Source organism: Candidatus Thiodiazotropha sp. AKIB8, from assembly GCF_058244675.1.
Genome location: NZ_JBSYOO010000050.1, coordinates 46661 through 62311, shown reverse-complemented (window position 1 = coordinate 62311; position 15651 = coordinate 46661). Strand labels below are relative to the sequence as shown.

Sequence of the window (15651 nt, the reverse complement as noted above, 5' to 3'; positions counted from 1 at the left end):
CTCTTCCTGGATTACTAATAGTTGAGCCGAAACAGCTCACGCCGATAACGGGCTACCTGCTGATCTTCAGAGTCCATTCGATCCAATACAGCACTCATCGATTTTCGGGCAACGCCATTCCGATAAGTAGCATGTTGCTGAACCATTTTCAGGAGCAGATCCAGAGCACTCTGAATATCATCATCCAGAAGATGTACCGCAGCCAGTTGGTAGAGCAGTTCAGGATTCTCCGGCTCCTGCTGCTGACGCTGTACCAATTCATTTGGTTCTTCTACATCCTGCGCAGTGACTATGAGATCAGCATGCGCTAACAGGTGGCGTATCTCTACTGCTTCCTGAGCTGTTTCTGGCAGACTGGTCAGCAGCTCTTTGGCCTCATGATAGCGTTCCTGACGCATCAGAATATTGGCCATCAATGCGGGTAGAGCAAGATTTTGTGGATTTTCCACAACCCCCCGGGCTAGGATCTGTAGCGCCTGGTCAGGATCTCCTGATTGCCAGGCGGCAATCCCCTGACGACTCACCTCATCAAGCTTTTTATGCACATAGGTTTCAACGATATTCGGGTAGTCTGCCTCAGGCTGTATGCCGTGATATTCCCCAACCAGATTGCCGTGGCGAAACAGCTTGAAGGATGGCAGGCTTTTTACCCCGAAACGTTCTGCCAGCTGTTTTTGTTCATCCGTATTAACCGTGACTAAAAGAAATCGGCCATCGTAGGTTTTGACCAGATCGCTGAGGATCTCCTGCTGTCTGAGTGAGGGCCCTACCCAAGGGGCCCAAAAATCCACCACAACCAGACCTCTTTTGGAGTTTTCCAACACAAGTCGGTCAAAATTCTCCGTGGTACCTTCGAGGATATGGGCTGATTGCGTCATGAATTAAGCAAACTCATCAGGGAGTTACTGGCATGATCACGTCCCATCTCAACAATAATTGTCTCTGACAACTCCAGATCACCAGTTGCCAAGTGTGGCATCAACTGCTCTGCAATCTGTTGAACTATCAACATACCTGCCCGGTTAGGATCACTCTCTGGCAAGTCTACAATGCTCTTCTGCAATGTCTGTAAATAGTCACTGAAGGTGTTGGTCTGTCCTTCAGACCCGAGCGCCTGAAATTCAGAGGTAAAATCGACATGTAGCTCTCGGCCTGGTTGCTCAGGATCATCCAGCACACCAATTTTCAAAGGACCCTCGATCTGCATTTTTCTCTCCACAGGGGTAGTAACCAATTGCTACATAGTAATCTGTTCGCAATCCGGTTCAAACCAAACACACTAAAATAGAGGGGATAAAGTCGTTACTTTGCAGCCAAAATCGAGCTACACAGAGGGGATATGGAGACTACACGCAATACCATTGTGCTCTCCCAACGTTGGTAGGAAGCTATTCTGAATGGCAGAGCCTCAAATGGTGAAAAGAGATCCAGTCACGCAGTCGAATAGAGTGAAACTCAAGCAGGAGCAGAGCTGTACTGCTGCGCGCTAGCTCAACCCCCGGACATAGAACGTACCGGCTCATGAGTGTGTGGTTCAGAAGCTGGTTTAAGGCGCTCAGCCGCCCGAGATATGGATGTCTCGCCTGTTGATTTCGCATGATGCTTTAAAAGTATCATTGCGTCTAGCATGGACACCTCCTCGACATCATAGAGGGGCAAGACATTATTTTTAAATATTTCTTTATTATTCATAATGATAAATACCTTTGTTAATCCTCCTGATTAAGTTAATGTTAGCCCTTTAAAAAAATATTGCAAATCCGCTATGATGCGAACAGTTTTTGCTTCAATTGTAAGTAGCTCAGAATGACAGAATTAAAAAAAGAGATCGTATTGATCGGTATCGGTGAGATTGGCGGCGTTTTAGCCAAGGGCTTTCTACGTCTGGGCTACACTCTCCATCCCATCACCAGGGAGATGGAGATCGAACAACGGGCAGCTCAACTTCCAAAGCCGACGCTTGTGGTAGTCGCGGTAGGTGAGAAGGATCTACCCTCAGTGCTGGAGAAACTTCCCACTCCCTGGAAACAACGCACATGCCTTTTGCAAAATGAACTGCTCCCTGAGGAGTGGGCCGGGATTGCGGATCCCACCGTGATCTCGATCTGGTTCGAGAAAAAGCCGGGAATGGATCCCAAAGTGATCATCCCCTCTCCTGTTTTCGGCCCCCACGCAGATTTGCTCTCAAAGGCACTTGCAGCGGTGAATATTCCAACAACCCAGTTAGAGAACAAGGATCAACTGCTATTCCAGCTGGTAGTTAAAAATCTCTATATACTCACAACCAATATTGCAGGGTTAAAAACCGGTGGAACGGTCAGTGAGTTGTGGCAAAGTCACAAACCATTCGCAGAATCAGTAGCCAGGGAGGTAATATTGCTACAAGAGGCCATGACCAGCAGATCATTCGACAGCGAGGCACTCATACAAGCAATGCTCGACGCTTTTGATGGGGACCCTGAGCATAAGTGCATGGGCAGGAGTGCTCCGGTACGCCTACAGAGAGCCCTAAAACATGCAGATAGACTCAAATTGGAACTCCCTCAACTGCGACAACTCGAACAGATGCAGCCGGCAAATTAGTTTATGACAGCAACCAACCCCGAGATCGCCCTGGGCTGTGGTGTAAAAATGCACTTTTCCCTGACCCTGAGTGATGGCACAGAAGTGCTATCCACGTACCAGGACTCCCCGCTGGAGTTCGTAATGGGGGACGGCACAATGGAGCCCTTATTGGAATACGCCCTGATTGGCCTCCATAGCGGAGATGAACAGTCTCTAGAGGTCTCCGGAGATGAAGTATATGGCGCAAAAGACGAAGCAAATATCCACTGGATTGAGCGCAGTGCGTTTCCTGCAGACCTACCCCTTGAGGAGTCGCAAATTATCGCTTTCACCACAGAGCAGGGCGAAGAGACACCCGGAATAATCCAACAGATCGATGGAGAGCGGGTTCTGGTAGACTTTAACCATCCACTCAGTGGCAGGAGTTTCCAGTATAAAGTCTCTATTCTCAGTGTAGAATCAGCTGAATAATATCATGCAACAAATTTTACTCGCCAACCCCCGTGGCTTCTGTGCCGGCGTAGATCGGGCCATAGAGATCGTAGAGAGGGCACTGGATCAACTGGGTGCGCCCATCTATGTGCGACACGAAGTTGTACACAACCGCTTCGTGGTAGAGAGCCTGCGAGAGCGGGGAGCGATCTTTGTCGATGAACTCGACCATGTTCCAGACGAACAGACGGTCATCTTCAGCGCCCATGGCGTTTCCCAGCAAGTCAGAGAGGAAGCGAAAAAAAGAAAACTGAGAGTCTTCGATGCGACCTGCCCGCTGGTAACCAAGGTGCATCTGGAGGTAGCCCGCCGCTGTCGTGATGGCTATGAAGTCATCTTGATCGGCCACCGAGGTCACCCGGAAGTAGAGGGAACCATGGGGCAATGCACGCACAATGATGACCATTCTCATATTCACTTAGTGGTAAATGCCCAGGACGTGAAGCAGCTGGAGATCGAAAATACCGACAAAATCGCATTTGTCACCCAAACCACACTCTCCATGGATGACACCCAGCAGATCATTCACGCCCTGCAACAGCGTTTCCCCAACATTACCGGGCCAAAAAAGAATGATATCTGCTACGCCACCCAGAACCGGCAGGATGCGGTAAAAGAGCTGGCAAAGAGCTGCGACCTGGTGTTGGTGGTCGGCTCACCCAACAGCTCCAACTCAAATCGCCTCAGAGAGATCGCCGAAAAACATGGCCCACCCGCCTATCTGATAGACGGTGCTCATGATATCGATCAAGCCTGGCTCAAGGACAAAAAGACCGTCGGTGTCACCGCCGGCGCTTCAGCTCCCGAGATTTTGGTCGAAAGTGTCATAGAGCAATTAAAAAAATGGGGTGCTGAAACTGTCATTGAGACCCAGGGGAAGCCTGAAGAGGTGGTTTTTGCTTTACCGAAATCGCTAATCTGTGGGTCTGGGAATTAAGAACCACCTTGGGCCGTTCAACCCTAAACGAAACAGAATCACTATCACCTTTCATCGACAATGATGTGTAATATGCCAATAAGGATGTCACTCACATCCAAAAACAACTAAAACTCCTAATGTTTGTGTTGACTAGTCATCAGAGTGAAGCTCAACACAGTTTTTTAGGATATATGGATAGTCTTCCCCGATAAGCGGTATGCCCACTTAATGAAGACTGCTCTAAGCTATGGACTATAAGTGTGAGGTTGCTATATGTATCGAAAAAATGGTTTCACATTAATTGAGCTGATGATGACTATTGCCATAGGGACAATCTTGATGACTATTGCCGTCCCAAGTTTCTTAGACTTGACCCGACGAAACGCTGTTACAACTACGTGCAACGAGTTACTTAGCTCACTATTACTCGCCAGAAGCGAGGCTGTTAGACAAGAGCTAAGCACCACCGTCACATTAGAAACTGATGGCTGGGAAGTGGATACAGGCGCATTTAACCAGATCAGCAATACCGTGGCCAACAGCATGATCACCCTTACAGGTAATCTATCAACCCCCGATGTTGTGACCTACAACTCAATGGGACGTGCAGCACTGGACGTTGGTGATTCTATCGACGTAAGTTTCGATGGACAAGTTATAAGCCATGTTTGCCTTAGCATAACTGGTCGTCCCTATATAAAATCAGTATCTGCGGGAGGGTGCCCATGAGATCCCTGCCAACCACTTCTCAGAAGCATTTTTGTCAAGGCATGACTCTCATCGAAGTGTTAATCGCTGCTGTTGTTATCGGCATAGGCTTAATGGGAGTAGCCGCACTCCAGGTGGCAGCCTTACAAGGCTCAAGCAATGCGCAATATCGCTCTAAAGCGACCGACATAATCTCTAACCTGTCAGACAGGATCCGTGCAAATCCTAATGGCGTCGTCGATTATGTTTCAGCCGCAGCGATTGGAAATTGTGGTGCAACTGTACCCGCAGCTATCTGCGCAATGACTCCTGATGCTCCTTCTGCAGCTGGCGTTTCAAACTGCTTACCTACACAGTTAGCTGCGCATGACCTGTGGGAGGTACGCTGTGACCTTGAAAATGAATTACCTGGCGGACAACTTGCTGTTAGCTGCCCCGGCGCATGTCCAGCACTATCACCCTTGCAAATCACAGTCACCTGGCAAGTACAGGAAAGCGCAGCAGGCTTTACAACCCAAAATGTCACCTCTACGATAATTCCAGGGGTGGCGCTAGGACCTCCATTATGATCTCGATAGGAAAGAAACAAACAGGCTTCTCAATCGTCTCGCTATTAATTGCAAGTGTAATCGGTATTTTCCTTATCGGTGGTGCTGGCAAAGTATATGTAGATAGCAAAACTACTTTTACAGCACGATCAGCCATCTCTGTAGCTGCAGAGAATACCCGATTCGCCATTCAAGATTTGCGGCGAACATTGGTTATGGCAGGAAGAAGTGTTGGCGAAGATGATGACGCACCGTTAGCCTACACATCAGCTGACAATGGCTTCAGAACCTTCCCCGCAGTTGGCGCGCTTAACGGCATTATTGACATAGATGGCAATGGATCTAGTGTGATAGCCATTAGGTATGCCGGTGGACCCGCACCTTGTGGACAAGCAGGCACACTTGCTGGCACTCGCGCATCAACCAGAACTGTACGTTTCTACGTCGACAATGATGCAAATCTTGTGTGTCAAGTCGTTGAAACTAACTTTATTCAACCCTTGGTTCCTGGAATAGCAATTATGCGTGCTTTATATGGTGTGGATACAATCGGCGATGATATCGCGAATCAGTATCTTACGGCGGCAGAAGTGACTGCAGCCAACCGTTGGGTAAATGTAGTTTCGATTCGCATCGGCATTGTAACCAGTTCCGGTGATGGCGCAGAGATTCCACTGAAATATAGGCCGCCTGCTGCTGAAGACCTGGATCTCCTTGGAATGACTTTTACAGCGCCTGACACATCCCACTACTACAAAAGCGCAAACACGACGATCTCCCTCAGAAACATGCATAGCGGCGTACAGAAGCAATAATCATGAACATGCACAGACTTCAAGGTCCGAAGCGACCAAAACACGAGAATGGGGCGGCATTAGCAGTCAGCTTAATTCTTCTCGTAATTATTACACTCCTGAGTGTCAGCGCCATGAGATCAACCAATCTCGACACCAAGATTGCTGTTAATCACCAGTTCAAAGAAGCAAGTTTTCAAGCTGCAGAAAACGCTTTAGCGATTATTACCCCTTCGACGATACTGGTACCTCCGACGCCATCATCTGCTCCCGTTACAAACCCAAACTATTTCACCTCGTCCGGAGTCACAGATCAGCCAGATGTCTCCGCTGATGTCATCATGACATACATAGGTCCCACAAGAGCCTACAAGGTTTCTGGATATCGCCCGAATACCCTGTTTCAGGAATACCGAGCAGATGCGGTCGGAACAGTAGACCAAACCGGCACCAGAACACAAAATCGCATGCAACTATTGATTGTCAGGGATTAGGAGCTATTCAGATGAAAATTTCGACACACTCCATATATTCAAACAAACTCGCCATCTCTTTAGGCCTCTTAGTCGGGATTATTTCCTCAAGCTTCAACGTCTTTGCTGATGACATTGAAATCTATCTGCAGGAGCCACCAGACCCCGTACCACCGAATGTACTATTTGTACTCGATGAGTCAGGCAGTATGGCCACAAATGATCGTAGAGGCAGTCTTGTCACAGCAATGACGACATTGGTTAATGATCCAGACATGGGCAATGTCAATGCCGCACTAATGGGCTACACAACCAGATGGGGAAATAATGGTACTCTCTATCTGCGAGCCCACAGTGGTGATTTCAGCATAATCGATGACAATAGAGCGAGCCTCCTCGCAGCAATTAACAATCTTCAAACAGTTAGTTATACACCAACAGTTAAGTCTATGGAGGCTGCTGTTAATTGGTTCCGTCGTGACCGAACTTTTACAGATTATAACAATTTCTCAACCACCTCCCCAATTGCAGGTGACCCAGAAGACAACTGGTGTCGACCAAATCATATGGTCGTACTCACAGATGGTCGCCCAAACTCAAACTCCACAACAAGTGGACAAGCCTATGGCTTAAGCAGCTACGAAGGTACTAACTGCGCCAGTGACGCAACTTCAAGATGGCAAAACGGTCGCTGCGCCAGAGAGATTGCCTCCTGGGCTTTCAACACGGACCTGGAGACAGGTGCAGGCTGGAATGATCAACAAAATATCGTTACCCACACCATTGGATTTGATACTAGTGATGCGGCCATCGCAAATTTCATGACAAGCATCGCAAATGCAGGCGGTGGTAGTTACTACCCTGCCAACAATGTCTCACAACTGGTCTCAGCCTTCACCTCAATTGTCACTGAGGCCATGGAATCGATCCCTTACGCCTATACAGCCCCGGTCATACCATTCAATCAAGACAATGCCGCCATCAGTGGAGACAGTATTTATGTTCCACTGCTTGTGCCCGCCTCTGAGACTTTTTGGAAAGGTAACCTTAAGAAGTACACTATCACAACTAGCACTTCGGGTGATGGCGACATTTCAATCGTTCTGCGAGATGCCGATAATGGCCCTATTGTTAATGATAACTATGAATTTGTAAGTTCGAGAGACCACTGGAGTTCTTCAACTGATGGGGGTGACCCGCTAGTAGGTGGTGCCTCTGAGCATTTGTTTTCAACAGCTAGTAGGAACCTATATACAAATACCAACCCCGGCGTTGCCCTTTCAGATGCAACAAATCATGTACATCGTGATAACACATTAATTACAAATACGATGTTGGACGTGAGCACTGATGAACTTAGAACCGAGGTTCTTAACTGGATAAGCTGGGATCCATCCTTAACCGGTGACGCATCTCATGAAGGTGAAATGGGCGCGCCCATACACACACAGCCCGCAGTCATGAATTACGGTGCTGGCGATGTCATTTTCCTACCTACCAGTGAAGGTGTACTTGAAGCCATTGATGCAGAAACCGGGACAGAGCTTTGGGCCTTTATGCCTACAGACCTTTTAGATGAAATATTAACCATTAAAAATAACAATGACTCAACAATCCCATATTATGGCCTGGATGGCCCTCTAACACTGTATGAGACAAGTGGTAGAAAAATGGCAATTTTCGGCATGCGCAGAGGCGGTCGGAATTACTATATGCTGGATATTACGGACAGGCTGAATCCAACCTTTGTAGCCATTCTATCCAATACAGCAGGCATGGAAACCCCTGGCTTTGGCAATCTCGGACAAACCTGGTCTAAACCATTGTTCTTGCAGATGTACATAGGTACTTCAAATAGGGATGTACTGGTTTTTGGCGGCGGCTATGATCCTGATCAGGATGGCGCCACATCACGGCTGGATGATGACGAAGGCAATGCAATCTATATTGTCGACGCATTAGATGGAACGCTCTTAAAATCATTTACCAATAGTGGAGGTTCTTTTACAATCCCTGACATGGATAACGGTATTGCGGGCGATATTCTACCTATAGATATTAACTCCAACGGCATAACTGACCGACTCTATGCAGCTGATGTAGGTGGTAGAATCATTCGCGTTGACGTTCCTGACAGCGATTTTAGCAGTACAGCACTAAGTGGAGGGGTAATTGCAGATATTAATGCAGGTACCACTCACTATCGTAGATTCTTCAACACACCAGAAGTTGGTTACTTCAATAGAGGAGGATACCAATACTTGGCCGTCTTGATCGGAACTGGCAACAGACACTCGCCACTTGATAGTTCTATAACAGATAGATTTTATATGATCAAAGACCCATCTGTGTGGACTGCACCAGGAAGCTATGAAACCGTTGTGAATTCAGACCTTTTTGATGCTACAAGCAACACTGTTCAGGAAGGTAGCGCTGCAGAACAAATAGCGGCCAAACAGGATATACTAACAGCAAGTGGTTGGTTTATAGACCTAGGAAATGCGGAAAAATCATTCTCGAAAGCTGTCCTCTATAACTACGCTGTTTTGTTTACAACCTACAGCGCAGTTCGCACAACAGATCTGGCAGCCTGTGAAGCCAGAGGTGCAAATGGTGTTTCTCGTTTCTATTCAGTCGATATGACGAATGGTGGGGCAATGTTCGATGGTCTGGGCGGAAGCGAAGGCACTCTCGATTCAGACGATCGCTCAATGGTATTGAGCATGCTTGGCATGCCTCCTTCACCGACACTCGTTTTTCCTGGCGGAGAAGGTGGAACATTAGGCCAAGTAGTGAAAGCACTCGTGGGACTGGAAGAGGTCTATGAATGGCCCGATAAATTTATTCCAATCTCATGGGAGGAGGTCATTCAACAATGAAGCACCCTAAATACAATATGGGATTCACTCTTGTTGAGCTTATGATAGTTCTTGTTATTGTGAGTGTGCTAGCTGCAATCTCCTACCCAAGTTTTGTGGATTCCGTCAGAAAGGGACGACGTAATGACGGTATGTCGACACTGCTTGATGCTGCACAAAAACTTGAAGTCTACCGCTCGCGCCAAGCTTCATATACCAACACTCCCGGCGTAGCAAACATATCAACAACAAGTGCCGAAGGTTACTATGACAACTTGACTATTCAAGCAGGGGCATGCGGTAATATTGTTAATTGCTATGTCCTGGAGATTACGCCATCTACACTCAATAGCCAAGATGAAGACACAGTACAAGGCTACCGTCTCACATCCACAGGGGTAAAGACTCGGTATGAGCATGGTATTTGGGAAGATGGCTGGAAATAAATCACCCTAATAATTACTCATTCCTACAATATTCATCAGAACTTAAAAGGACTCTCTGACTAACCCAGAGAGTCCTTCTGTTTTTGCCACACTCGACTCCCTTATTTCAGATTCTTGAATAAATAAAATCCAGCTGACAAAGCTACCCGTTTGTCGAATATGTTACTCTACTGAGCTTGCGCGAAAATCGTTGATCACCCTAACTAACCAAAACCAGCCTTAACTCAGCTTAGAAAGGTAATACATGACAGACTGTCTTATCGTCGGAGGCGGAATTATTGGCATGCTCACTGCCAGGGAGCTTCATAGTGCGGGAATGCAGGTAACTCTCCTCGAGCAGAACCAGACAGGCCAGGAATCCTCCTGGGCAGGTGGTGGTATAATCTCACCCTTGTATCCCTGGCGATATGCACCCTCAATCTCCGACCTTGCAACATGGAGCCAGGGGGTTTATCCCGGCCTCGCTAAAGAGCTCACCGAGCAATCCGGAGTAGACCCGGAATACACACTCAGCGGCCTGTTGATAGTTGAACCTGAAGATAGCGAAAAAGCCCTTCAATGGTCTGAAGCGCGTGGAGAAAATCTGCAGCTTATCGAAAGCAAAGAGATCGCAGCCTGTGAACCAGCACTGCAGACCAATGCGCAACATGCCGCCTGGATGCCCGATGTTGCTCAAATTCGCAATCCCAGGCTCACGAAATCCCTATATGGTGCGATTCGAGACGACATCACAATTCATCAGAACACAAAAGTAACTGGCCTGGTCATTCAAAATAGTCGAATCAAAGGGGTCGAAACAGAGAGCGGCCAATTCGAAGCTGACAAGGTAGTGATTTGTGCCGGTGCATGGACAGGACAGCTACTTCAATCACTGCCGATACCACCAGCCATTGATCCAGTATTGGGACAGATGATCATCTTCAAACACCAACCTGGCAGAATTTCACGAGTAACCCTGCACCAGGATCGATACGTCATACCCCGGCGTGACGGCAGAGTGCTGATAGGCAGCACCCTGGAATTTCGAGGTTTTGAGAAGACCACAACAGCGCAGGCAAAACAGGAACTGAAAGCCTACGCCCTCAACCACTATCCGGAACTTGCCGAATCAGAAATCGAGCACCACTGGGCCGGCCTTCGCCCCGGATCACCCAGCGGCGTCCCCTACATCGGCCCACTACCCGATATTGAAGGCCTCTATGTCAATGCAGGACATTTCCGCAATGGCGTCGTACTTGGACCAGCCTCCTGCCGTCTCGCTGCCGACCTGGTTCTGGATCGCCAACCAATACTCAACCCACAGCCTTACAGCCTTACTGCAGAGAGATAATCAACATATATCAATGGGTTATTTACCGAGGCAGCCTATAGGCGTGTAACTGTTGATAAAGTAAGAGGCTAGACCATTAGAACCAAGAGGGTCTATAATCGGCCGCTTCGGGCCGATGTAGCTCAGTCGGTAGAGCAACTGATTCGTAATCAGTAGGTCGGCGGTTCAATTCCGCCCATCGGCTCCATACAATCAACATGTTACATATTTTTATTTGTTCTATAATCTTCCATGTAGACAATTTGTAGACTATAAAAAGTACGTATCTGTTACGCACTAACTAAAAACTATAAAGACAATCCAGAACCAGCAATGAACTAGTTCTTATCCATGTAACTACCTTATCTTTTGATCGTCAGCTCGTATCACCAAGTCGTTTTTAACATAGAAATACTAATCCTTAATTTCGATTTATATCTAGCTACGATAACTAACTTAGTCATGAATAGACTTTATATATTGTCTATTTTTATACATACTTAAGTTAAAATAATATATTCATTATTTAACATTACCCTATAGTACCCTGATCATCACAATTTAATGTAAATTTGGATTTTACGAGTCATTATTCGAATATTAAATATGGAACTATATGCCTAAAAAACGCCGGAAGAATAAAGCCATTTCCTCATTTAACAGCATTAAGAATTATGTACGCGGATCAAAAGACATAAGACACGGCTTTTCGATAGCAAGAAAGAATTGTCCGATTAGCTTATATCCAGATCTAATTAAATGGAGTGCAAACCAAAAACACAATATATCGCCGCTACTGGGTGAACCGTTTCCTAATAAATACCACAAGATACTAAAACTTTTGCCACCCAACCCTTTAGAGTGGACCCAAGAAATTTTTTGGGCTGCTTACAGGCTTCGTGTTCACAAACAAAAACTAAATGATTTTATATTGCTAAGTAGTGAGTATGAAAAAGAATTTGTTAATTCTAGGTTTAGTGCTTCTAATGAAATTTTGAAAACAATACAAAATAAATTTGGATTATCTTTTTGGTTAATAGAAAACAAAATCGCTTTGTTACAAATCTGGAAAGGCCTAGAGGCTCAAAAGTCATATGTTGAAAAGGTTATTGAAGAATCTAATTCAGGGTTAGTTCCTTACATTGCCCAATATTCAAGCCAAAGAAATGAAGAAAGTGTCTCCATTTTCAGACTTATACACAGATTGGAGGAAATAAACTCTGACCACTCAGTTCCAAATGGAATGAATAATTACATCTCTTATAAGCTATTTGGAACAACCCCAGATAGTTATGATGAATTAGGTGAGATACTACTATACGATGGAATGTCTAGTTTAATAGATTTATATACGTCTTTTTTTAATATCTGCTCAAGATTAGCGATACTAGAAGAAACCAACGAACAAATAGAACAAATGCATCGATCTCTTATCTTAGTTAGTGAGATCAATAATCCTTATCTAGTGAAAACAAATATACTAAACTCAGGAGATATTTCTAGTTATTCCAGATTAAAGAAAAGAAATTTAACTGCTGATATGAGTTTATTTTTAGGTGACGAAGTATCTGCTAAAAAGCACTCTTATATGTCATTAAAGAATGATGCGTTCGACTACAATTCCATCATTAACTATGCAAGAGCAGCAACCGTCACATCAGATAATAATTATGAATTCGGTTTACTCAAGAGTACAGCTATAAAGTATCTCATAGATATCTTTGAATTGAACGAAAATGCTGAAAAATCTAGCCTAGCACTTTTAAAACTTTCAGTTAACATCAAGTATTTAGATATTTCTAATTATTTATATGCATATGCTTTATCTTTTTTCAGTGATGACCTACCTATTATTGGTAGTGAAATGAAGCACCTTGCCTTCAGATCTAATTCTCTAAATCCAAGTGACTCACTAGTACTACCAGAGAATATCCGTAAAAAGTATCTGTTAAAATGCAAGGAAGTATATAGTGAAAACTATTTAGTTGACTACTTTATTAGTTTATTTGGTTTTTATGACAAGGAAAATCACCTTTTTGACTGCAAAGGATCAAACCTATGTAGGTTGCAAGCTTCTATATATGAAGCTGTTAATTTCCTCTTACATAAAAAACCTAAAGAGGTTATTAAATTACTTACATCATATACTCACAGTTCACTATTTTGTTATACCGCGGACTACGAACGATTAATTGCAAATGCATTAATTGAAAATGGATTATCTGAACAACTCTTAAGGTTTATTGTTGAATCTTGTTTTAAGAACCATCATGCAAAAATGTACTTGCCTATTAAAAAGATTTTTTCGAACAAAAAATGGGATGAATTTAAGCCATACACTAATAACATCTTACTACCAATTGCATTCCACATCTATAGTGAACTAAATACAGATTCTGCTTCTATTTCATATTTGAGGTATTCTTATGAAGAATACTTATGGTCGCAAGATATCCAGAAACCTAGCGAACTTGCAATTAACACCACTGATACTTTTACAAAAGACTGCCTTATATACTATTTAAGATACATTTGCATTCCATCGATCATAGATGTTGGTATTAATTTTGATAATCAAGCTGATGTAGATAAAGAGAGAATTGAGATTTGCGCAAAATTATCACTTATCGACAAAAAGTTTTCTGATGTATATATTGATGAAATCAGATCATTAACGACAAAATTAATGATTCAACAAGGCGTTGAGTACTTAGACAAGACACGTATTTTTGTTAATGAAGAGAACTACACTAAGTGGGCTATTAAAGAGTTAGAGGAAATATTTGAAAGATACCTAGAATACCAAAAAGCAGGCTTGGGTGAGAATTCAGAAGGTTTCTCAGACGCACTTAATAGCTATTTTATAAGCGGTAAAGCCATACCTGATGATTTCTTGAAAATTCCAAGTGGAAATAGTTCAGACATTTTAGTTGACCTTATTATCTCCCTCAAAGAAGCTTTTTTAAGCAACACTGAATTTGGCCTCGATTCTTATATTGGAATGCGTATTCGACACGGAACGTTATCAGGATTTGTCAGGAGTCCATTTGAGCAAGAAAAGATTACTCTATTATTAGATTCATCAAAGAATAAATATAAATATGATGATTATTGGGAGAACAAGCTTAATCTAACACCAGAGTCCAGTAGAACACTACATAAACATCTCTCTACTTTTTCTAACTCTATTGACTCTCTTTTAGACGAGACTATTCGTGAATACCTACAGATTAATAACAAATCGAAAAGTAACGGCCTATTTGAAATAAATATTAATGCGATTGTTTTTCATGCTTTGAGAGAGATAGCACAGAAAGAAAGAAATTTTGATTCATTTATCAATGAGTGCATTAGTATGTTTTGGACTCTCCTTGGACCCTCACTTATTAATGCCACACAATACTTCAAAGATTTTTTTATATCTGAAATAGTAAAATACACAGAAGAACTAGATAAAAATGTATCAAGAAGTGTTAACCGAGTGTCACATCTAAAATTTTCTAATATTTTGAATCAAGCTTCCACACAAGCTAAATCATCTATCTCTCTAATTTCATCATGGTTTGAAAAACCTACTGCAAAAGGCATCTCTGCATCACCTATAGAACAGGTCATAGAGATTGCATTACAAATGATGAGACAAGTTAAAGTGGGTTTTTGCCCAAATATCAGAAAAAACGTTAATGTTCCTGTTGAAATTGAAACGAGATCTGTTTCTATATTGTGTGATGTCCTATTCATTATTTTTGAAAACACCGTAAAGCATTCTGGCATGGGATTGGCACCGAATATCGACTTAGATATTTCATTGGACTATAAAAATGATATTGTAATAAACGTTTCGAACCAGATATCTAAGTTAAGTTCCTTATCTGATATTCAGCTTAAGCTATCAAAGATTCGGACCCAAATCGAAAATGGTGATTACTTAGACTCACTGGCAATCGAAGGCGGGACAGGATTAAAAAAAATTAAACGAATTATTGACCCAGACAACTTAAGGGCTGATTCTCTTATTTTTGGTTTAGATAACGAAACCTATTTTGTATCAGCAAAACTATTCATGATTGAGTTTGACTATGAAAATTCTTCTAATTGAAGATGATGATGCCAAAAAGAAGCATATAGTAGACTTTTTAACTACTACTATTAAACCTGATATATCTTGCATAGGATCCGTTAACTCTGCAGTCAAATTACTTCGGTCAGTATCATATGATTGCGTCATAACTGACATGTCACTACCAACCTTCGAAACAACAACTGATCCCAGAGGCGGAAGACCCCAAGGATTCGGTGGCAGAGAAATCATTAGGCAGATGAATAGATTTCATATCAATACGCCTGTAATTGTTATGACACAATTTTCCACCTTTGATGATACACAAGAAATTCTAACAATTGATGAACTTTCAGATCAATTAAGTCAAGAAAACAACGACAATTACTTGGGATTAGTATTTTTTAATTCGGCAATTGATAATTGGAAAAACAATTTACTCGATTTTCTTAATAACATATTACCTAAATAATGAGAAG

At 43.5% G+C, this 15651-nt stretch carries 14 protein-coding genes and 1 tRNA gene; 13 read left to right on the top strand and 2 right to left on the bottom strand.

Features of this window, described 5'->3' with window-relative positions; all coding sequences use genetic code 11:
• Positions 1-14: 14 nt before the first annotated feature.
• Together AC4IFB_RS17880 and AC4IFB_RS17875 are read right to left on the bottom strand one after the other, a co-directional pair.
• On the bottom strand, positions 15-878 hold the full coding sequence (locus tag AC4IFB_RS17880) for a tetratricopeptide repeat protein (RefSeq protein ID WP_490780912.1): 864 nt from the start codon (positions 876-878) through the stop codon (positions 15-17).
• Positions 875-1207 carry a transcriptional regulator gene (locus AC4IFB_RS17875; protein ID WP_490778045.1) on the bottom strand — a complete coding sequence of 111 codons (333 nt, stop codon included), beginning with the start codon at positions 1205-1207 and terminating at the stop codon, positions 875-877. Before AC4IFB_RS17875 ends, AC4IFB_RS17880 begins: the two co-directional genes overlap by 4 nt.
• Positions 1208-1806: 599 nt before the next feature.
• Between AC4IFB_RS17875 and AC4IFB_RS17870 the strand changes: the two genes are divergently transcribed.
• From AC4IFB_RS17870 to AC4IFB_RS17810, 13 genes are all read left to right on the top strand, one after another.
• Positions 1807-2583, top strand: a complete 777-nt coding sequence (locus AC4IFB_RS17870; protein WP_490780911.1) for a hypothetical protein — start codon at positions 1807-1809, stop codon at positions 2581-2583.
• A gap of 3 nt (positions 2584-2586) precedes the next feature.
• Positions 2587-3036, top strand: a complete 450-nt coding sequence (locus AC4IFB_RS17865) for an FKBP-type peptidyl-prolyl cis-trans isomerase (RefSeq protein ID WP_490780910.1) — start codon at positions 2587-2589, stop codon at positions 3034-3036.
• Between the two features lie 4 nt (positions 3037-3040).
• A complete protein-coding gene (ispH, locus tag AC4IFB_RS17860) occupies positions 3041-3994 on the top strand; it encodes a 4-hydroxy-3-methylbut-2-enyl diphosphate reductase (RefSeq protein ID WP_490780909.1) in 954 nt (317 codons plus the stop codon).
• A gap of 255 nt (positions 3995-4249) precedes the next feature.
• A complete protein-coding gene (locus tag AC4IFB_RS17855) occupies positions 4250-4705 on the top strand; it encodes a pilus assembly FimT family protein (protein ID WP_490780908.1) in 456 nt (151 codons plus the stop codon).
• On the top strand, positions 4702-5253 hold the full coding sequence (gene pilV / locus AC4IFB_RS17850) for a type IV pilus modification protein PilV (RefSeq protein ID WP_490780907.1): 552 nt from the start codon (positions 4702-4704) through the stop codon (positions 5251-5253). Before AC4IFB_RS17855 ends, pilV begins: the two co-directional genes overlap by 4 nt.
• Positions 5250-6047: a PilW family protein gene (locus tag AC4IFB_RS17845; protein ID WP_490780906.1), complete on the top strand. Its 798-nt coding sequence runs from the start codon at positions 5250-5252 to the stop codon at positions 6045-6047. Before pilV ends, AC4IFB_RS17845 begins: the two co-directional genes overlap by 4 nt.
• A gap of 2 nt (positions 6048-6049) precedes the next feature.
• On the top strand, positions 6050-6520 hold the full coding sequence (locus tag AC4IFB_RS17840; RefSeq protein ID WP_490780905.1) for a pilus assembly PilX family protein: 471 nt from the start codon (positions 6050-6052) through the stop codon (positions 6518-6520).
• 11 nt (positions 6521-6531) lie between these two features.
• A complete protein-coding gene (locus AC4IFB_RS17835; RefSeq protein ID WP_490780904.1) occupies positions 6532-9378 on the top strand; it encodes a pilus assembly protein in 2847 nt (948 codons plus the stop codon).
• A complete protein-coding gene (locus AC4IFB_RS17830; protein ID WP_490780903.1) occupies positions 9375-9803 on the top strand; it encodes a type IV pilin protein in 429 nt (142 codons plus the stop codon). Before AC4IFB_RS17835 ends, AC4IFB_RS17830 begins: the two co-directional genes overlap by 4 nt.
• A gap of 244 nt (positions 9804-10047) precedes the next feature.
• Positions 10048-11133 (top strand): glycine oxidase ThiO, encoded by a 1086-nt coding sequence (gene thiO, locus AC4IFB_RS17825; RefSeq protein ID WP_490780902.1) that lies wholly within the window; start codon positions 10048-10050, stop codon positions 11131-11133.
• Positions 11134-11244: 111 nt separating this feature from the next.
• A tRNA-Thr gene (locus tag AC4IFB_RS17820) sits at positions 11245-11320 on the top strand.
• A gap of 408 nt (positions 11321-11728) precedes the next feature.
• Positions 11729-15211: a hypothetical protein gene (locus tag AC4IFB_RS17815; protein WP_490780901.1), complete on the top strand. Its 3483-nt coding sequence runs from the start codon at positions 11729-11731 to the stop codon at positions 15209-15211.
• On the top strand, positions 15192-15644 hold the full coding sequence (locus AC4IFB_RS17810; RefSeq protein WP_490780900.1) for a response regulator: 453 nt from the start codon (positions 15192-15194) through the stop codon (positions 15642-15644). The genes AC4IFB_RS17815 and AC4IFB_RS17810 overlap by 20 nt, the downstream gene beginning before the upstream one ends.
• Positions 15645-15651 lie beyond the last annotated feature (7 nt).